Source organism: Stenotrophomonas sp. YJH_SMC_12-1 (assembly GCF_059370935.1).
The window spans coordinates 256,968-274,630 of the sequence record NZ_JCAFUD010000007.1 but is presented as its reverse complement, the minus strand read 5'-3'; the positions used below and the strand labels follow the sequence as shown (position 1 = coordinate 274,630).

20 protein-coding genes are annotated in these 17,663 nt (G+C 65.2%); 16 read left to right on the top strand and 4 right to left on the bottom strand.

Translation table 11 applies throughout. The features are described 5' to 3' along the window. The first annotated feature begins 31 nt into the window (after positions 1-31). From AC5P8Y_RS14815 to AC5P8Y_RS14745, 15 genes are all read left to right on the top strand, one after another. Positions 32-877, top strand: coding sequence for a CPBP family intramembrane glutamic endopeptidase (locus tag AC5P8Y_RS14815; protein WP_005411734.1), 846 nt, complete (start codon positions 32-34; stop codon positions 875-877). A gap of 71 nt (positions 878-948) precedes the next feature. After that, positions 949-1,755 (top strand): M48 family metallopeptidase, encoded by an 807-nt coding sequence (locus AC5P8Y_RS14810; protein ID WP_005411735.1) that lies wholly within the window; start codon positions 949-951, stop codon positions 1,753-1,755. A gap of 132 nt (positions 1,756-1,887) precedes the next feature. Then, positions 1,888-3,075: a tetratricopeptide repeat protein gene (locus AC5P8Y_RS14805; protein WP_005411736.1), complete on the top strand. Its 1,188-nt coding sequence runs from the start codon at positions 1,888-1,890 to the stop codon at positions 3,073-3,075. A gap of 143 nt (positions 3,076-3,218) precedes the next feature. After that, positions 3,219-3,887 (top strand): energy transducer TonB, encoded by a 669-nt coding sequence (locus AC5P8Y_RS14800; RefSeq protein ID WP_033833517.1) that lies wholly within the window; start codon positions 3,219-3,221, stop codon positions 3,885-3,887. 94 nt (positions 3,888-3,981) lie between these two features. Further along, on the top strand, positions 3,982-4,743 hold the full coding sequence (exbB, locus tag AC5P8Y_RS14795; protein ID WP_005411738.1) for a TonB-system energizer ExbB: 762 nt from the start codon (positions 3,982-3,984) through the stop codon (positions 4,741-4,743). Between the two features lie 62 nt (positions 4,744-4,805). Continuing rightward, entirely contained in the window at positions 4,806-5,231 is a 426-nt protein-coding gene (locus tag AC5P8Y_RS14790; protein WP_005411739.1) for an ExbD/TolR family protein, read from the top strand. Between the two features lie 3 nt (positions 5,232-5,234). Further along, positions 5,235-5,648 carry an ExbD/TolR family protein gene (locus AC5P8Y_RS14785; protein ID WP_005411740.1) on the top strand — a complete coding sequence of 138 codons (414 nt, stop codon included), beginning with the start codon at positions 5,235-5,237 and terminating at the stop codon, positions 5,646-5,648. Positions 5,649-5,850: 202 nt separating this feature from the next. Beyond that, positions 5,851-7,311, top strand: coding sequence for a cardiolipin synthase (gene cls / locus AC5P8Y_RS14780; RefSeq protein ID WP_164208278.1), 1,461 nt, complete (start codon positions 5,851-5,853; stop codon positions 7,309-7,311). A 40-nt stretch (positions 7,312-7,351) separates the two neighbouring features. Further along, complete coding sequence (locus AC5P8Y_RS14775) at positions 7,352-7,621, top strand: hypothetical protein (RefSeq protein WP_005411742.1); 270 nt, start codon at positions 7,352-7,354, stop codon at positions 7,619-7,621. A gap of 9 nt (positions 7,622-7,630) precedes the next feature. Continuing rightward, on the top strand, positions 7,631-8,374 hold the full coding sequence (locus AC5P8Y_RS14770; RefSeq protein WP_049460371.1) for a pyridoxine 5'-phosphate synthase: 744 nt from the start codon (positions 7,631-7,633) through the stop codon (positions 8,372-8,374). Between the two features lie 144 nt (positions 8,375-8,518). Beyond that, positions 8,519-9,610: a PA0069 family radical SAM protein gene (locus AC5P8Y_RS14765; protein ID WP_495202037.1), complete on the top strand. Its 1,092-nt coding sequence runs from the start codon at positions 8,519-8,521 to the stop codon at positions 9,608-9,610. A 139-nt stretch (positions 9,611-9,749) separates the two neighbouring features. Next, positions 9,750-10,358, top strand: coding sequence for a hypothetical protein (locus AC5P8Y_RS14760; RefSeq protein WP_146257028.1), 609 nt, complete (start codon positions 9,750-9,752; stop codon positions 10,356-10,358). A 21-nt stretch (positions 10,359-10,379) separates the two neighbouring features. Then, a complete protein-coding gene (locus AC5P8Y_RS14755; RefSeq protein ID WP_239502998.1) occupies positions 10,380-10,976 on the top strand; it encodes a hypothetical protein in 597 nt (198 codons plus the stop codon). 45 nt (positions 10,977-11,021) lie between these two features. Next, the gene (locus AC5P8Y_RS14750) at positions 11,022-11,318 is read left to right on the top strand and encodes a hypothetical protein (protein WP_049402949.1); all 297 of its coding nucleotides are present in this window, start codon (positions 11,022-11,024) and stop codon (positions 11,316-11,318) included. Positions 11,319-11,327: 9 nt separating this feature from the next. Next, positions 11,328-11,510, top strand: coding sequence for a hypothetical protein (locus tag AC5P8Y_RS14745; protein ID WP_049402983.1), 183 nt, complete (start codon positions 11,328-11,330; stop codon positions 11,508-11,510). Between the two features lie 86 nt (positions 11,511-11,596). On the opposite strand, the gene AC5P8Y_RS14740 is transcribed toward AC5P8Y_RS14745, so the two are convergent. The 3 genes from AC5P8Y_RS14740 to AC5P8Y_RS14730 form a co-directional block, all read right to left on the bottom strand. Further along, on the bottom strand, positions 11,597-12,307 hold the full coding sequence (locus tag AC5P8Y_RS14740) for a 2OG-Fe(II) oxygenase (RefSeq protein WP_049402950.1): 711 nt from the start codon (positions 12,305-12,307) through the stop codon (positions 11,597-11,599). Positions 12,308-12,415: 108 nt separating this feature from the next. Beyond that, positions 12,416-13,432 carry a class 1 fructose-bisphosphatase gene (locus AC5P8Y_RS14735; protein ID WP_049402951.1) on the bottom strand — a complete coding sequence of 339 codons (1,017 nt, stop codon included), beginning with the start codon at positions 13,430-13,432 and terminating at the stop codon, positions 12,416-12,418. A gap of 342 nt (positions 13,433-13,774) precedes the next feature. Then, positions 13,775-14,977 (bottom strand): amino acid aminotransferase, encoded by a 1,203-nt coding sequence (locus AC5P8Y_RS14730; RefSeq protein ID WP_005411770.1) that lies wholly within the window; start codon positions 14,975-14,977, stop codon positions 13,775-13,777. 171 nt (positions 14,978-15,148) lie between these two features. Here AC5P8Y_RS14730 and AC5P8Y_RS14725 point away from each other — a divergent pair, with 171 nt between their 5' ends. Then, complete coding sequence (locus AC5P8Y_RS14725) at positions 15,149-17,242, top strand: TonB-dependent receptor family protein (RefSeq protein WP_049402953.1); 2,094 nt, start codon at positions 15,149-15,151, stop codon at positions 17,240-17,242. An 80-nt stretch (positions 17,243-17,322) separates the two neighbouring features. Here the strand turns inward: AC5P8Y_RS14725 and AC5P8Y_RS14720 are convergent, their stop codons facing one another. Next, complete coding sequence (locus tag AC5P8Y_RS14720) at positions 17,323-17,661, bottom strand: hypothetical protein (protein ID WP_005411772.1); 339 nt, start codon at positions 17,659-17,661, stop codon at positions 17,323-17,325. Positions 17,662-17,663: the final 2 nt, after the last annotated feature.

Here is a 17,663-nt window from a genome sequence, read left to right as displayed (position 1 = left end):
CCGGCCTTCGACTCTTGAACACAGGTACCTGATGTCAGCATCCGCCCCGGTCTCCGCTCCGCCCCCGGTTCCGCCGGCTTCTGCCGCGCCGCGTGCCGTTTCGCCGTTGGCGGGGTTCTTCATCGACCTGGGCATCGCCGCTGTCACCCTGTTCGGCCTGAGCCTGGTCAGCGGCCTGCTGTGGGGCCTGTACCGTGGCGTGGTGGTTGGTTACGCGAACGCGCAGGCTGGCGCTGGCGCACCCGACGCCAGTTCGGTCGCGGCGTCACTGGGCCAGCCCGGCGCGCTTGCGCAGATTCTCATGGCACTGTTCGCCACCGGTGGCGCCGCGTTGCTGCTGTACTTCTGGCGACGGCCGGCCAACGCCGCCGAGCGCCACGCCTCGCGCCAGGCGCTGCGCCGCCCCTCCACCTGGGGCTGGACCCTGCTGGTGGCGACCCTGATCGTGCTCGGCAGCAACGGCATCGCCTTCCTGGCCAAGCAGTTCGGCGTCGAGCCGGTCCCCACCAATCTGGCGCTGATGCAGAGCGCGATCGCACGTTTCCCGCTGTTCCTGGTGCTGTTCGCGGTGGTCCTGGCGCCGGCCTACGAGGAACTGCTGTTCCGCCGCGTGCTGTTTGGCCGCCTGTGGCAGGCCGGGCGGCCAGGGTTGGGCGTGGTACTGAGCAGCCTCGCATTTGCCCTGATCCATGAGATCCCTGGCACCAGTGCCAATGGCCCGGCCGAAATCGCACAGCTGTGGCTGGTCTATGGTGGCATGGGGGCCGCGTTCTGCTGGCTCTACCGGCGCACCGGCACGTTGTGGGCGGCGATCACCGCCCATGCGCTGAACAATGCGGTCGCCCTTGCCGCGATGGTGTTCCTGGGGTCAACGTAACGCCGCGTCCGCTTGACGAAAGATTAAGCCGCTACGCTACACACTCCGCATATGAACACGGGGGAGTTTCCATGAAACAACTGCTGCTGGCCCTTGTCATCACTACCCTGGTCAGCGCCTGCGCGACCACCACCTCCCCTACCGGTCGCCGGCAGATGGTGGGCGGCGTCTCGCAGGCGCAGCTGGACCAGCTCGGCGCACAGGCGTTCGCCGAAACCAAGCAGAAGGAAAAGATCAGCACCGACGGCCGCCAGAACGGTTACGTGCAGTGCGTGGTCAACGCCCTGGTCGCGCAGCTGCCAGCTCAATACCGTGGCGTACGGTGGGAGACGGCGGTATTCGTCGACAAGGAGCCCAACGCCTTCGCCCTGCCCGGCGGCAAGGTCGGCGTGAACACCGGCATCTTCACCGTGGCCAAGAACCAGGATCAGCTCGCTGCCGTGATCGGCCATGAAATCGGCCATGTCATCGCCCGCCACCACGAAGAGCGCATCACCCGCCAGATGGGCGCACAGACCGGGCTGGCCGTGCTCGGCGCGCTGGCTGGCGCAGCCTACGGCGAAGGTGCTGCCAGCACCGTCAACCAGCTCGGCGGCATGGGCGCGCAGACCGCCTTCCTGCTGCCGGGCTCGCGGACGCAGGAAAGCGAGGCTGACGTGATCGGCCAGCGGCTGATGGCCCAGGCCGGATTCAATCCGGCGCAGGCGGTCGACCTGTGGCAGAACATGATGGCCGCCAGCGGCGGTCGCAGCCCGCAATGGCTGTCCACCCACCCGGATCCGGCCAACCGGATCCAGGAACTGCGACGTGATGCCCCGGGCCTGACGCCGGTCTATCAGCAGGCGCAGGCGGCCGGGCTACGGCCAAAGTGCGGATGAGTGCGCAGTTCTATGCTGTATTGCAGCACATAAAACGATTTCTCACGCCATCTGTTTCTGATACGTTTGGCGGCTCAGATTTTTCTGACAGTCCGACTTTGCCGCTAACCGGCGGTTCGATCGAGGTGAACGATGATTTTCCGTAACCACAAAGCTGTGCTTTCCGTCCTCGTCGCGACCGCCCTGACCGGCGCCGTGGTCACCGATGCCTTCGCGCAGTCCTCGCGTTCCTCCGAGCGCGGCAACCGTGGCGGCAAGCAGGCCAAGGCCGAGGCGCTGTACCCGAACGCGACCCGCCAGGAGCCGACGGTCAAGGCTTCGGCCAAGATGGGCAGCAAGCTGCAGAAAATGATCGACAGCTACAACAAGGAAAAGTTCCCGGAAACCCGCACCCAGGCCGACGCCATCCTGGCTGACAGCGCCGCGAACGAGTACGACAAGTCGCTGGCCGCGCAGCTGGCCTCGCAGGCTGCCTACCAGACCGATGACGCCCCGGCTGCCATCGCCTACCTGAAGCAGGTCCTGCAGTTCAACGGCCTGGACAACAACGGCCACTTCCAGTCGATGCTGATGCTGGGCCAGTTGCAGCTGCAGGAAGACCAGACTGCCGAAGGCCTGGCAACCCTCGACAAGTACTTCGCCGAGAGCAAGTCGACCAAGCCGGAAGAACTGATCGCCAAGGGCCAGGCGCTGTACCAGCTGGAGCGCTACCAGGAAGCGATCCCGGTGCTGAAGCAGGCCATCGCCGGTTCCGCCGAACCGAAGGACAACTGGAACCAGCTGCTGATGGCGGCCCTGTCCGAAGCCGGCCAGTCCGGCGAAGCGGTCAAGGAAGCCGAGGCGCTGGCCGCCAAGAACCCGAACGACAAGAAGGCCCAGCTGAACCTGGCCAGCATGTACATGCAGGCCGACCAGATGGACAAGGCGGCCGCGGTGATGGACAAGCTGCGCAGCAGCGGCCAGCTCACCGAAGAGCGCGAGTACAAGCAGCTGTACTCCATCTATGCCAACACCGACAAAAAGGAAAAGGACGTCATCGCGGTCATCAACGAAGGGTTGCAGAAGGGCATCCTGAAGCCGGACTACCAGGTTTACCTGGCGCTGGCCCAGTCCTACTACTACTCCGACCAGGTGCCGCAGGCGATCGATGCGTGGCAGAAGGCTGCCCCGCTGTCCAAGGACGGTGAGACCTACCTGAACCTGGCACGCGTCCTGCATGCCGAAGGTCGCATCCCGGAGGCCAAGCAGGCCGCCCAGCAGGCGCTGGCGAAGGGTGTGAAGAACCAGGCTGATGCCAAGAAAATCATCAACCTGAAGTAAGTAGGAATAACGCCTGAATGCCTGCCCAGTTGATGCGCAGGCGCTCAGGATTGGTATAAGCTTGGAGGTTCCTGCGGTGTCATGCACCGCTGATCAGGGATTCCGCCCCCGGCATCCCGGCCCCACTATTGAGCTCTTGGCGCATGACGGAACAACTAGTCGTTCACCGGTACGAACAACCCGATGACAAGGGGCTGAGCTGGCCTCGCATCGTCGGCATCGCGTTTGTAATTGCCCTGCATCTGGCCGCCTTCATGATGCTCCTCATTCCCGCCGTGGCTCCCAAGGCCGTGGCTGAGAAGGAGCGCAACGTCATGGTGACCATCGTCGATGCGCCGCCGCCGCCGCCCCCGCCGCCGCCGCCGCCGCCGCCGACCGATACTCCGCCGCCGCCGGTGAAGAATCTGTCGCCGCCGAAGCCGTCGCCGGTCCCGCCGCCGCCGCAGGCGCCGGTCGTGGACGTGCCGGAGCCGCGCCCGAGCGATATCGTCACCCCGCCGTCGCCCCCCGCGCCGCCGGCACCTGCGACCTCGATCGAGGCCAGCGTGGACATCTCGTCGAAGGCCATGAATCCGCCGCGCTACCCGCCGGCAGCCTTCCGCGCGGGTATCCAGGGCGAAGTGATCCTGATCATTGATGTCGATGCCAGCGGCAACGTCACCAATGTCACGGTGGAAAAGTCCAGCCGTAACCGCGACCTGGACCGTGCCGCGATGGAAGCGGCTCGCAAGTGGCGCTTCAACGCCGCTGAATCTGGCGGTAAGAAGACGGCAGGTCGCGTTCGCGTCCCGGTCAACTTTGCGCTGAACTGATGCGCCCGGGTGGCCGCTTGGCCACCCCTGCTCCCGGTTCGATTGTTTAGCTTAGCTACACCCTTTATCACCACACACAACAAAGGTAAGCGTCATGCTGCAGGAAATTTTCATCGCCGCTGCTGCCGGGGGCAATCCGTCCAACGCCCTGTCGCAGATGGGCTTCGAGCACCTGATCCACGAAATGACCACCAAGCCGGGTGATTTCGCGGTTTCCTGGGTCGTGCTGCTGACCCTGATCGCCATGTCGGCCATGTCCTGGTACTGGACCGTCATCAACATCTTCCGTGCGACCCGCCTGAAGAGCGCTGCTGATCGCGTCGTCAGCCTGTTCTGGGATACCCCGAACGCGCAGGACGCCATCCGTGCCATGGAAGAGCAGCCGGCTTCGGAGCCGTTCTCGAAGATCGCCCTGGACGCTGCCCAGGCTGCTGCGCACCACCAGCGCGCTGAAGGCGGCGCCACCGGCGGCGTGGGTGAGAACCTGAGCCGTTCGGAGTTCGTCGACCGCGCCCTGCGTCAGGCCGTCACCCGCGAAAGCAACAAGCTGCAGTCGGGCATGACCCTGCTGGCCACCGTCGGCGCGACCGCTCCGTTCGTCGGTCTGCTGGGTACCGTGTGGGGCATCTACGGCGCCCTGATCAAGATCGGTGCCACCGGCTCCGCTTCGATCGACGCCGTTGCCGGCCCGGTGGGTGAAGCGCTGATCATGACCGCGATCGGTCTGTTCGTCGCGATCCCGGCCGTGTTCGCCTTCAACTTCTTCAGCAAGATCAACAGCGCGACCATCAGCAAGTTCGATACCTTCGCGCACGACCTGCACGACTTCTTCGCCACCGGCTCGCGCGTCCGCTAATTGCGGCGCGCGTCACCCAGCGACGAACGTAAGTAGTCACCAAGATCTAGACGGAGCCCGTTATGGCTTTCAGTAGTGGTAACAGCGGCGGCCCCATGGCCGACATCAACGTTACGCCCCTCGTGGACGTGATGCTGGTGCTGCTGATCATCTTCATCATCACGGCGCCCCTGATGTCCCACAAGGTCAAGGTGGATCTGCCGGAAGCCAACCTGATCCAGAAGCCGGAAGACGCTGAAAAGCGTTCCGGACCGATCACCCTGGCAGTCAAGGAAGACGGCTCGATCTACTGGAACGACGAAGAAATCAACAAGCAGACTCTCGAGTCGCGCTTGGCGACCGCCGCCCAGCAGACCCCGCAGCCGCCGCTGAACCTGCGTGGTGACCGCACCACCAAGATGCGCGTCATCAACGACCTGACCAAGGTCGCGCAGGAGCAGGGCATGCTGGACGTCGGCTTCGTCGCGACCAAAGAAAAGGGGCAATAAGCCATGGCATTCAGTAGTGGTGGTGGCAAGGGCCCCATGGCAGACATCAACGTCACGCCCCTCGTGGACGTGATGCTGGTTCTGCTGATCATCTTCATCGTGACCGCGCCGATCATGACGTACCCGATCGCCGTCGACCTGCCGCAGCGCGTGCTCAACCCACCGCCGCAGCTGGTCGAACCGCCGCCGCCGATCGAACTGAAGATCGACGCCAGCAACCAGGTCTCGTGGAACAACAGCCCGATCAATACCAGCGAGCTGCAGCAGCGGATGGAGCAGGAGGTCCAGCGTGACCCGACCAACCAGCCGGAACTGCGCATCGACGCCAGCCCGGATTCCGAGTACGACGTGATGGCCAAGGTTCTGGCCGCCGCGAAGAATGCTCAGATGAAGAAGATCGGTTTTGTGCAGCAGTAATCGCTACACCGCAACACAACAGTCATGACGCGACTGCAGACGCCCCTGGAGACAGGGGCGTTTTTTTGTTCTCGTCCTGGCACATGGGATCTCGTCCTGGCACATGGGATCTCGTCCTGGCACATGGGATGGGGTCAGAACGCCTTTCCTTCGGAAAAGGGATCTGACCCCATCCGGCAGCATGCGCCGCTATGATCGGCGCATGCTTGCCCTCTTCGATTCCCTGCGCCATTGGCTCGACGGTATCGCCCACCTCGGCACGATCCTGGCGGTGGCTTACCTGCTGTACCTGTTCGCGCTGGCGGGCTGGATCATGCTGCAGAAGCGCGAGCCGGTGGCCACGCTGAGCTGGATCCTTTCGTTGGCACTGCTCCCCTATCTCGGGCTCTTCATCTACTACCTGCTGGGCCCGCAGAAGGTGAAGCGGCAACGGCTGCGCCGCGGACGCGCACGTTCGGGCATGGAGCACTACAGCGATGTCTGCCCACCGGATGCCGACTGCACCGAGCTGGCCAAGATCGCGCAGGCCACCACGGGCCTGGCGCCGAGCAGCGCGACCGAAGTGACCTGGCTGGTGGATGGTGCCGCTACCTATGCCGCTCTGTTGGAAGCGGTGGCGCAGGCTCGCGATCACGTGCACCTGGAGTACTACATCTTCAATCCGGACCATGCCGGCACCGCCCTGCGCGACGCCCTGGTCGAGCGCGCACGTGCCGGTGTGCAGGTGCGCCTGCTGCTGGATGCGGTGGGCTCATCCGCCCTGCCCCGCCGTTTCCTGCAGCCCCTGCTCGACGCCGGCGGTGAAGCGATCTGGTTCCACCCACGGCAGCTGCTGAAACCGTTCAAGCGCCCGTGGCTGAACCTGCGTACGCACCGCAAGCTGGTGATCGTCGATGGCCGGCTGGCCTTCACCGGTGGCATCAATATCACCGACGATGAAGACGAGAGCCGCAAGCCGAACGCCTACCGCGACCTGCACATGCGCATCCGCGGCCACGTCGTGCGCAGCCTGCAGCTGGTGTTCGCCGAGGACTGGCTCTACGCCAGTGGCCAGGATCCCTCGCGCATGGACATTGCCCGTCTGTGGCCGGCCGACATGCCGCTGCGCGGCGATGGTGCGATCAACGCCCAGGTGCTGGTCTCCGGCCCGGACTCGGGCTGGGAAACGATCCACCGCCTGCACGTGGCGGCCATCCAGGAAGCACACGAGCGCGTGTGGCTGGTAACGCCCTACTTCGTGCCGGGCGAAGCGGCGCGGATGGCGCTGACTTCGGCGGCACTGGGTGGACTGGACGTGCGCCTGCTGGTGCCGAAGATGAGCGACTCCTGGTTTGTCACCCAGGCCGCGCGCTCCTATTTCGACGAACTGCTGCACGCCGGGGTGAAGATCTACGAGTACGGCCCGCGCATGCTGCATACCAAGGCTTTCATCGCCGACGACGACGTCTGCATTGTCGGGAGTGCCAACTTCGACCACCGCAGCTTCCGCCTGAACTTCGAGCTGTCGATGATGATCAGCGACCGGGACCGCGTGGCGGCCCTGGCCGAGCTGCTGCAGGGTGAATTCGATCGCGCCACCCGGGTGCATGACCAGGCCGGGCGCTCGCTGTGGCTGCACCGCCTGCCCGAGGCCTTCGCCCGGCTGGCCTCGCCGCTGCTCTGACGCAGCGCTACACTGCGGCGATCATCCGGGGAGCCCGACTATGTACTGGTTGTACCTGCTGCTGGCGCTGGGCTGTTTCGCCTTCGCCCTGAAGACCCCCAGCGCCGCATTGATGACCCTGTGCCTGCTGGCCGCCCTCGCCTTCCTGCTGGCCTGGGTGCGCGGTCGCTATGTAGCCCGCTTCGGCGACCTTCAGCGGGACCCTGCCACCCTTGTCGATGCCGAGGAGCTGCGCCGCCTGCGCGAGCAGGCCCAGGCCCGCCGCAATGTCGACGCCAACGACCACGATCCGTCCCCTCTTTCCAAGTAGTTCCGTTCCATGACCCAGCTCAGCGTCAACGTCAACAAGATCGCCGTCCTGCGCAATTCGCGCGGCGGCGCCGAACCGGACGTGGTGCGTGCCGCCCAGGCCTGCCTGGATGCCGGTGCGCATGGCATCACCGTGCACCCGCGGCCGGACCGCCGCCATATCACCGCCGAGGACGTGCTGGCGCTGTCCACGCTGACCCGCGCGCGTGGCGTGGAATTCAACATCGAAGGCAATCCATTCGCGCCGCCGCGCGAGGGCTACCCAGGCCTGCTGCCGCTGTGCGCGCAGACCCGCCCGGCGCAGGCGACGCTGGTGCCGGATGGCGATGGACAGATCACCTCCGACCATGGCTTCGACTTCGAGCGGGATGCCGAGCGGCTGCGACCACTGATCGCCGAACTGAAGGCGATGGGCTGCCGGGTCAGCCTGTTCGTCGATGCTGGCAACCCACTGCTGGAGCAGGCGGCCGAAGTCGGTGCAGATCGTGTCGAGCTGTATACCGGCCCCTACGCCGAAGCACACGCGGCCGGAGACGCTGCGGCGATGCTGGAACTGTTCGCCACTGCGGCGCGGCGGGCGCAGGCGGTGGGCCTGGGCGTCAACGCCGGGCACGACCTGTCACAGGACAACCTGCGCGATTTCCTGGCCCACGTGCCGGACGTGCTGGAGGTGTCGATCGGTCACGCGCTGATCGGCGAGGCGCTGTATGACGGGCTGGATGCAACCGTGCGCGGGTACTTGGCGCTGCTTTGATGTATTGCAGCCGAGCGTAGACTCGGCTCTACAAAAGGTATCCGTATCCACTGTAGAGCCGAGCCCACGCTCGGCTCAGACTTGCCCTGAACCCTTCAGGCAGCCGTCGCAGCCATTGAGACGGCTGCGGCGTAACCTGCCGCAATGGGTATCGCGATCAAGGGCCGAGGTTCCACGTCCCACCTTGCCGGGCGCTTTGAAAGCACCGTCAGCGAGGCGGTGGACGACGGCTGGGCGGTCGATGAGAGCGAGGAATTCCTCGCCCCGCGCCTGCGCACGGAAGTACGCGCCGAGACTGCACGCAGCATCATCAGCCGCAATACTTCGCCGGACGTCGGCTTCAGCCAATCGGTGAATCCGTACCGCGGTTGTGAGCATGGCTGCTCCTACTGCTTCGCGCGCCCCTCGCATGCCTATCTGAACCTGTCGCCAGGCCTGGACTTCGAGACCAAGCTGTTCGCCAAGACCAATGCGCCGCAGCTGCTGCGCAAGGAGTTGTCGAAGCCGGGCTATGTGCCACAGCCGATCGCGCTGGGCATCAACACCGATGCGTACCAGCCGATCGAGCGCAAGTTCAAACTCACCCGCCAGCTGATCGAAGTGATGCTGGAAACCAAGCATCCGTTTTGGTTGATCACCAAGAACGCGCTGGTCGAGCGCGATATCGATCTGCTCGCACCGTTGGCGGCGGAGAACCTGGTCAGCGTGCACTTCTCGGTGACCTCGCTGGATCCGCATCTCTCCGCGAAACTGGAACCACGCGCGTCCGCACCCCATGCACGGCTGCGCGCGATGAAGCGCCTGCATGAAGCGGGCATTCCGGTGGGAGTGATGGTGGCGCCGGTGATCCCGTGGATCAACGACAGCGAACTGGAAGCCGTGCTGGAGGCTGCGCACGAAGCCGGTGCCAGCACCGCTGGTTATGTGCTGCTGCGCCTGCCGCTTGAAGTGGCGCCGTTGTTCCGCGACTGGCTGGACACCCATCATCCCGATCGCGCCGCGCATGTGATGAGTACCATCCAGCAGCTGCGCGGCGGCAAGGACTACGACAGCCAGTTCGGCACGCGCATGCGTGGCCAGGGCGTGTACGCGGAGCTGTTGAACAACCGTTTCAAGCTGGCGCGAAAGCGTCTGGGCTTCAACGCGCAGAACAGCCATTGGCCGAAGCTGGACTGCAGCCGGTTCCTGAAGCCGTTGCCGCCGAAGAAGGATTCGCCGCAGGGAAGTCTGTTCTAGAACGCTGGACCGCTGCCTGACTTACCGGCAACAATCTGCGCTTGGCCGGATGGCCTGCAAGCCAGGGAAGGATGCAGATGGATGACCTACGATCAGCGACGGTGCAATTCCGTTCGCTTGACGATGAATCAGTTCGCCCATGAAGCGGCTATCTGCTTTCAGCTGTGGTGCGTTTCTGTTTGTCTGTGGTGCCGATGCAGAGGCTGCCCGCGCGTTTGTGGTTGAAGACGCTGCCATGCGCGATCCCAGCTGCCTTACGGTCGAGCCGCGCCAGCGGCTCTTTGCCTGTCACCAGATCGTTGCCGGCAACAGCCGTGTGATAGGGCTGAGACGATTCCGTTCGTCGTGGTGGACCGACCGTTCCACTTTCAGCAAGCTCACGATCCAGCTCCCCGCTGACGCGAAAGCAGGTGACCGGTTCGCTGTCTCCGACGATCGCGTGTGGCTGTTTCATAGCAGTGGATCCAGCGCATTTGCCGGAAAGACGGGCTGCTACGCAGTGCCGATCGCAGGGCAGATTATCGTTGTTTCCGCCGGAGATTCCGGCATCGAGCTCCAGGTCGATGCAACGCTCCGCTCCGCAAGCCCACTGCAATGGCGAGATCAATGTGATGCACCGATCCAGCTATCAGAGCGCCTGAAAGCCTCGCCCCTGCAGATGCAGGACCTCGATGCATGGACGGGAGCACATGAATCCGACGCATCCCCTTTTGATCAGGCACATCCTGCCAATCGCTCGCGTGACTGAATTCGAATCAGCGGTGTCCACATGATGAAACGCCTGTGTTGCCTTCCGGCCAGCGCTCTCCTTCTAACCCTTGTGACCCTGCAGGTACAGGCCCGCGCCATTCACGAATGCGTCGCCGTTCCGCAGGCATCGACTGCCACTGATATGCCTGCCGGCCTGGATGAGTTCGAGCAACATCTGTGGACGGCAAACACAGGTCAGGTAGTGCGCAAGGGCACTGACACGCTCCTTCTGCTGCGCCTCTTCTCGGAGTCGCAGGGCGTGATCGATTCCCAGCAGTTCACCAAGATCACCGGCAGCCTGAAGGGATACACGCCTTCGTCCGAAGGAATGCCGGAGGTAGTGGATGCGTGGTTGACCAGTGGCGGCGCAGGCCTCGCGCACAAGGGAGACTACTGGCTGTCCGATTCGGCGGATGTCGAACTACACCAGCCGCACAAGGGCGATAGTCGGATCGAAGTCAAAGTGACGGCCGTTGGATGGAACAGCTATCGGAAAGAAGCCCGTTCTTTCCATCTCCAGTTCACCTGTCAACTCAAGGAAATCCCGGTCGAGAAGCTCAGTGCCTGGCAAGGCGGCGACGGCAATCTCTGGCGATCCTTTGGACCCGCCGGATAGCCGAATGGAACAGCCTGCACGCAACCACTTCCGCAACGACTGGCTATGCTGAAAATAGAAATTGATTCCCTGAGGTTCTACTCACGACTGGACGAGGATGCATTCTTCTCCAGGTTGAGTAATACATCGGGCGTGGTATCCGTTGAGGGGTTTCTCAGAACGATCAACGTCCTTGTTGATCCGTCAGCTGTGGATGAGGACGGTATGAGGGAGCTGATTTCGCTGTTCCAACGCTATGGAATAGACATGCGCCAACTGCGGGAACTGGAGACGGCAGAATTCAGCACATGGATGAGGAACAGATCGGCCTACTGGTTCAAGTCGATGTATCCGGATCAATGAGCGCATGAAATGAAGATCATCTACTGGCTTGGCATCGCGTTCTTGTGGATGCTCCCATTGAACGTCCTGCTGCTGACGGCCGGCAAGCTGATGTCGGGCGACGCGCTGGGAGAAGAGGCACTTGTTGGCTTCGGTGTGGCGGTTTTCGGCGTAGTGGCGGGCGCAATTCTTTATCGCCGCCGCCCTCGGTAGCGTCGAGACTGCCCGGCTTCGCTCCAGATTCAGTCGAGGAAGCTCGACTCCACATGGCAAGCGATAATCGGCCTGCAGACCCGACGTCACCCTCCCCCGAACAACTTCTGCGCGTTCTGGAACAGGATCCAGCTGGTGGCGATGAACTTGTCGCCGCCCTGCGGCCGGTTGCCACGATGGGTATGGGTAAACGCAGTCGGGGCGATCAACAAACTGCCGGTGCGTGGTGCGATCTTCCGCCCCTGGAACAGGAACTCGGTCTCGCCCTCTTCGAATTCCTCGTTGAGGTACAGCGTCCACAGCACGTGCCGGTGCAGGGTCTCGGCCTGCGCATCCTTCGGGTACAGCTCGCAGTGCCAGTACGGATAACCGCCCTCGCCCGCCGCATACCACTGCAGGTTGATGGCGCCCGGGCGCAGGCAGGTGCGGGCCAGGTCGGCCAGCTGCTGCTGCGGCATGTCAGGGAAGTCCTCGGCAGACAGGCGTCGCGGTTGGCCCTTGCTGTCCTGGATCTGCAACATCAGCGGCGCAATCAACGCCTGTGGATAACGGCGTAGATAAGTCAGCAGGCCGGTGAACACCGCGTGCTGCAGCTGATGGTCCACATCCTGCCAGCCATCAAGGCCGCTGATGCGCAGATCCTTGCTGTGCTTGAGTTCCGGGAACACGCCACTGCCCACGGCACCGGGCTGCAGGCCACGCGCCGCCCGCATGCGCTCGACGATCGCCGCGCAGACCTCGCTGGGGACCGCGTTGTGGATGACCTCGATGAAATCGACCGGGCCCTGCTCGTGCATGCGTGCATTCCTTAGGCGGCAACGGCTTGATGGTGCCGTTTGCCGCCCTCGGTGTCACCCCACGGTCATGTCATCGATCTGCCATGACCGTCGTCAGGCAACCGCCAATCAGCCCTGCGCGTCGTCGTGCGCGTGGTGGTAGCGCACGGCTTCGGCCACTTCCTCGCGCGAACCCAGGAACACCGGCACGCGCTGGTGCAGCTGGTCGGGCTGGATGTCGAGGATGCGCTCGCGGCCGGTCCAGGCGGCGCCGCCGGCCTGTTCGACCAGCAGGCCCATCGGGTTGGCCTCGTACATCAGGCGCAGCTTGCCGGCCTTGGACGGATCCTTCTTGTCCCACGGGTAGATGAAGATGCCGCCGCGGGTCAGGATGCGGTGCACGTCGGCGACCATGCTGGCGATCCAGCGCATGTTGAAGTTCTTGCCGCGCGTGCCTTCCTTGCCCGCCAGCAGATCACCGACATAGGCCTGCATCGGTGCTTCCCAGTGGCGCTGGTTGGACATGTTGATCGCGAACTCCTGGGTAGCCGCCGGAATCTGCATGTTCTCGGTGGTCAGCACGAACTCGCCCTTCTCACGGTCCAGGGTGAAGGCGTGGGTGCCATGGCCGACGGTCAGCACCAGCTGGGTGCTGGGCCCGTAGATGCAGTAGCCGGCGGCGATCTGCTTGCTGCCCGGCTGCAGGAAGGCGTCGTCGCCCGGCAGTTCGACATTGGTCGGGCAGCGCAGCACCGAGAAGATGGTGCCGACCGAGACGTTGACGTCGATGTTGGAGCTGCCGTCGAGGGGATCGAACAGCAGCAGGAAGTCACCGCGCGGGTAGATGTCCGGCACCGGCTGGCTGTGGTCCATTTCCTCCGAGGCGCACGCGGCGAGGTGGCCACCCCAGGCGTTCGCTTCAAGCAGGATCTCGTTGCTGATGACGTCCAGCTTCTTCTGCGCCTCGCCCTGCACGTTACCGGTACCGGCATCGCCCAGCACGCCACCGAGGGCGCCCTTGCTGACGGCGATGGAGATGCTGGTGCAGGCGCGGGCGACGACCGCGATCAGCTGGCGCAGGTCGGCGTTGATGCGGCCGGCGTGCTGTTCCTGGATCAGGAAGCGGGTCAACGAAGTACGGGACATGTGCGGGCAGGTCTCGGCAGCGGGAAAACGCCTATTGTCGCCCGTCCGGCCAGCGCGTGCGTGAGCGCGGGGAGTCGTAATCGTTTCCAGATGCGTTGCGCTCGTGGCGCCCTCTCTTCATGTAGGCGCAGCGAGAGGGGCACCGTGGCCAGGACACGCCGTAAACCCATCCCTGGGGGCTCGATCGGCGCATCCATGCGCCTCACGGTCCTGGCCACGGTGCCCCTCTCACTGCGCTTCCTGGTTCGCCGCGAGCGCGGTGGGAATGGCAAAGACAAGAGCAAGAGCAAAAAACAAAGGCGCCTTTCGGCGCCTTTGTTTTCAAGCGTGTGCGGCGTTGCTTCAGCCCTTGGCGACGGTGGCCACGGCCTTGGCGACGTATTCCAGGTTGTTCTGGTTCAGCGCGGCCACGCAGATGCGGCCGGTGCCGACGGCGTAGATGCCGAACTCGTCGCGCAGACGCTCGACCTGCTCGCGGCTCAGGCCGGAGTAGGAGAACATGCCGGCCTGCTCGTTGATGAAACCGAACTGCGGTGCACCGGCAGCGGCCAGCTTCTCGACCAGGCCCTGGCGCAGGGCGTGGATGCGCTCGCGCATCTCGGTCAGCTCCTGCTCCCACATCGCACGCAGTTCCGGGTTGGTCAGCACGCCGGCCACCAGCGCGGCACCGTGGGTGGACGGGCTGGAGTAGATGGTGCGGATCACGCGCTTGACCTGCGACTGCACCGCCTTGGCGTCAGCGGCGGTCGGTGCCACCATCGACAGCGCACCCACGCGCTCGCCGTACAGCGAGAACGACTTGGAGTACGAGTTGGCGACGATGAAGCTGTCGATGCCGGCTTCGGCGATGATGCGCACGGCGGCGCCGTCCTGCTCGATGCCCTTGTCGAAGCCCTGGTAGGCCATGTCGATGAAGGGGAACAGCTGCTTGTCCTTCAGCAGCTGCGCGACCTGCTTCCACTGGGTGACCGTGAGGTCGGCACCGGTGGGGTTGTGGCAGCAGGCGTGCAGCAGCACCACGGTGCCGGCGTCCAGCTTGCCCAGGTCGGCCAGCATGCCGTCGAAATCGACGCCATGGGTGCTCGGGTCGAAGTAGGTGTAATCCAGCACGTCGAAACCAGCGGCGCTGAACACCGCACGGTGGTTTTCCCAGCTCGGGTTGCTCAGCGCAACGGTGGCGTGCGGCAGCAGCTTCTTCAGCACGTCGGCGCCGACGCGCAGCGCACCGCTGCCACCAACGGTCTGCGCGGTGGTCACGCGGCCAGCGGCCAGCAGCGGCGAATCCTTGCCGAACACCAGCTCACGCGTCGCCTGCGTGTACGCCGGCAGGCCATCGATCGGCAGGTAGCCGCGCGGTTTGGCTTCAGCGGCGAGCTGCTGCTCGATCTGCTTGACGGCGCGCAGCAGCGGAATGCGGCCGCTCTCGTCGTAGTAGATGCCCACACCCAGGTTGACCTTGGTCGGGCGGCTGTCGGCGTTGTACGCCTCGGTCAGGCCCAGGATCGGGTCGCCTGGGACCAGTTCCACGTTTGCAAAGAAGGACACGGCGGTACTCGTTCGGTAGACGGAAAGGGGGAGGAAGTGCGCTACGCGGTCTGCGGCTTTTCAGCCGGAAACAGCCCATCGTAACAAAGCCTGCAGGGGCTGGCCGCCGCCATCGTCATCCGCGGCCCCGTACCATGGCGTGCGTTGCCGCCTGATCCATCAACCTGAATCATGAATCCCGCCGCACGACGCCGTTGCCTGCCGCTGTCCGCCCTGCTGCTGTCGCCCTGGACGGCGGTGGCCGAGCCTGCGCCCACCGCCCTGCCTGCGGTGCAGGTACAGGCCGCCCGGGTGCCGGGCATCGATCCGTTCGCGCTGCCGGCCAGCCAGGACACGGTCTGGATCGACGCCAGCCGCGCGGGCACCGGTGCGCAGCTGTCTGAGGCCTTGGCCGGGGTCCCCGGACTGCTGGCACGTGACCGGCAGAACTTCGCCCAGGACACGCAGCTGTCGATCCGTGGCTTCGGCGCGCGCTCGACCTTCGGGGTGCGCGGGGTGCGGGTGTTGATCGACGGGGTGCCCGCGACCATGCCCGATGGCCAGGGCCAGCTGTCGCATGCCAGCCTGTTGGGCGCCGAGCGCATCGAGGTGCTGCGCGGGCCGTTCTCGGCGTTGTACGGCAATTCCTCCGGCGGCGTGCTGCAGGTCTGGAGCGCGCAGGGCCAGGCCGGCGACCCGTGGCGGTTGCGCGTGAATGCCGGCGCCGACAACACGCTCAGTGTCGGTGCGCAGCTGAAGGGTGCCGGTCAAGTGCTGGACTACAACATCGCCGCCAATCACTTCCGCACCGATGGCTGGCGGGACCATAGCCGCGCGCGCCGTGAATCGCTCAACGCACGCATCGGTGGTGATCTGGGCGGTGGGCGGCTGGAGCTGCTGCTCAATGCGCTTGACGCCCCCGATGCGCAGGATCCGCTGGGCCTGACCCGTGCCCAGGTGGCGGCTGATCCGCGCCAGGCCACGGCAGTCGCGCACCAGTACAACACCCGCAAAACCGTGCGCCAGCAGCAGGCCGGCCTGCGCTGGACGCGGGAGACCGGGGCACAGCGCTGGCAATTGATGGGCTATGCCGGCCAGCGCGCGGTACGCCAGTACCTGCCGATTCCGCCGGCACCCCAGACCAACAGCCCGCTGCATGCCGGCGGCGTGATCGATCTGCAGGGCGGCTATGGCGGGCTGGACGCGCGCTGGGGCTGGCACGGTGATCTGGCCGGGCGACCGCTGGACCTGGTAGCCGGGCTCAGCGCCGACCGCCAGCGTCAGCACCGCACCGGCTTCGAGAACTTCATCGGCAGCGCCCTGGGCGTGCGTGGGCGGCTGCGTCGTGACCAGATCGACGTCGTGCAGAACGTGGATCAGTTCGCCCAGGCCTGGTGGCAATGGAGCCCGCGTTGGTCGCTGCTGGCCGGGCTGCGCCACAGCGCCGTGCGATTCGAATCGAATGACCGCTACATCGTCGGCGCCAACCCCGACGACAGTGGCCACCGCCGCTACCAGGCGATCACGCCGGTGGCAGGCGTCAGCTTCGAGGCCAGCCCGCAGTGGCGGCTGCACGCGGCCGTGGGGCGTGGTTTCGAGACCCCCACCTTCAACGAATTGGGCTATCGCGCCGACGGCCAAGCCGGGTTGGCACTGGATCTGGCCGCCGCGCGCAGCCGCTCCATCGAGGTTGGCAGCAAGTGGCACGCACAGGATGGCAACCAACTCGATATCAGCCTGTTCCGTGCAGATACCGACGACGAGCTGGCCGTTGCCAGCAATATCGGCGGACGCAGCACCTACCGCAACATTGGCCGCACCCGCCGCCAGGGGCTGGAGCTGCAGTACCGACAGCCGCTGGCCGAGCACCTGGAACTGCAGCTGGCGTGGACCTGGCTGCAGGCGCAGGTGCGCTCGCCGTACCTGACCTCGAACACCCTGGTCGCTGCAGGCAGCCGCCTGCCCGGCGTGCCGCGCCAGCAGGCCTTCGCCCGGCTGCAGTGGAGCCCTGCCGATTGGCAGTGGGCGCTGGAGGCAACGGCCAGCAGCGATACCGTGGTCAATGACGTGGCCACCGAGCGCGCGCCGGGCTACGCCCTGCTGCACCTGGAAGCCGGCCGTCGATGGACGCTGCCGGGCGGCGAGCTGCGCGCCTTCGCCCGGCTGGAGAACGTGCTGGACCAGACCTACATCGGCTCGGTGATCGTCAATGACGGCAATGGTCGCTTCTACGAGCCGGGACCGGGACGGCGAGCCAACGTCGGCCTGCAATGGTCGTGGCGCTGAAAGAGGTAGTGCCGGCCGCTGGCCGGCCTCGCGCCGTGCAGGGCGTCAGGAGGCTGCCGGCCAGCGGCCGGTACTACCGGTCAGTCGGGGGCCTTGGCTGGCACGAACGGCGAGGTCGGGTCGCTGGCCGGGAAGGTCTCCTCCAGCGCCTCGTCCTGGTTGTCGCTCGCGCGCTGCTTCCGTTCACGGCGCTTGAGCGGGCTCTCCTGGCCACCGCGATGGCGGTCGCCGCCATCCTTGCGGTCCTGGGCCGCCTGTTCAGCCTCGTGCTTCACCGGCAGGTGGTCGTGCTCGGCATCGAAGAACGGCGCGCCGGTTCCGCGGTAGTCGGCGTTGTCGGCATCGCGCTTGCCGCGCTGCTCGCCGGGAATGGGCGGGTGGTTCTCCCGCAGCGGGTCTCGCGAGGTCTCTCGGCTCATGG

Excerpts from the sequence above, each read along its gene's own strand:
- AC5P8Y_RS14815 (WP_005411734.1), top strand. The coding sequence starts at position 32 with ATGTCAGCATCCGCCCCGGTCTCCGCTCCGCCCCCGGTTCCGCCGGCT.
- AC5P8Y_RS14810 (WP_005411735.1), top strand. The coding sequence starts at position 949 with ATGAAACAACTGCTGCTGGCCCTTGTCATCACTACCCTGGTCAGCGCC.
- AC5P8Y_RS14805 (WP_005411736.1), top strand. The coding sequence starts at position 1,888 with ATGATTTTCCGTAACCACAAAGCTGTGCTTTCCGTCCTCGTCGCGACC.
- AC5P8Y_RS14800 (WP_033833517.1), top strand. The coding sequence starts at position 3,219 with ATGACGGAACAACTAGTCGTTCACCGGTACGAACAACCCGATGACAAG.
- exbB (WP_005411738.1), top strand. The coding sequence starts at position 3,982 with ATGCTGCAGGAAATTTTCATCGCCGCTGCTGCCGGGGGCAATCCGTCC.
- AC5P8Y_RS14790 (WP_005411739.1), top strand. The coding sequence starts at position 4,806 with ATGGCTTTCAGTAGTGGTAACAGCGGCGGCCCCATGGCCGACATCAAC.
- AC5P8Y_RS14785 (WP_005411740.1), top strand. The coding sequence starts at position 5,235 with ATGGCATTCAGTAGTGGTGGTGGCAAGGGCCCCATGGCAGACATCAAC.
- cls (WP_164208278.1), top strand. The coding sequence starts at position 5,851 with ATGCTTGCCCTCTTCGATTCCCTGCGCCATTGGCTCGACGGTATCGCC.
- AC5P8Y_RS14775 (WP_005411742.1), top strand. The coding sequence starts at position 7,352 with ATGTACTGGTTGTACCTGCTGCTGGCGCTGGGCTGTTTCGCCTTCGCC.
- AC5P8Y_RS14770 (WP_049460371.1), top strand. The coding sequence starts at position 7,631 with ATGACCCAGCTCAGCGTCAACGTCAACAAGATCGCCGTCCTGCGCAAT.
- AC5P8Y_RS14765 (WP_495202037.1), top strand. The coding sequence starts at position 8,519 with ATGGGTATCGCGATCAAGGGCCGAGGTTCCACGTCCCACCTTGCCGGG.
- AC5P8Y_RS14760 (WP_146257028.1), top strand. The coding sequence starts at position 9,750 with ATGAAGCGGCTATCTGCTTTCAGCTGTGGTGCGTTTCTGTTTGTCTGT.
- AC5P8Y_RS14755 (WP_239502998.1), top strand. The coding sequence starts at position 10,380 with ATGATGAAACGCCTGTGTTGCCTTCCGGCCAGCGCTCTCCTTCTAACC.
- AC5P8Y_RS14750 (WP_049402949.1), top strand. The coding sequence starts at position 11,022 with ATGCTGAAAATAGAAATTGATTCCCTGAGGTTCTACTCACGACTGGAC.
- AC5P8Y_RS14745 (WP_049402983.1), top strand. The coding sequence starts at position 11,328 with ATGAAGATCATCTACTGGCTTGGCATCGCGTTCTTGTGGATGCTCCCA.
- AC5P8Y_RS14740 (WP_049402950.1), bottom strand. The coding sequence starts at position 12,307 with ATGCACGAGCAGGGCCCGGTCGATTTCATCGAGGTCATCCACAACGCG.
- AC5P8Y_RS14735 (WP_049402951.1), bottom strand. The coding sequence starts at position 13,432 with ATGTCCCGTACTTCGTTGACCCGCTTCCTGATCCAGGAACAGCACGCC.
- AC5P8Y_RS14725 (WP_049402953.1), top strand. The coding sequence starts at position 15,149 with ATGAATCCCGCCGCACGACGCCGTTGCCTGCCGCTGTCCGCCCTGCTG.
- AC5P8Y_RS14720 (WP_005411772.1), bottom strand. The coding sequence starts at position 17,661 with ATGAGCCGAGAGACCTCGCGAGACCCGCTGCGGGAGAACCACCCGCCC.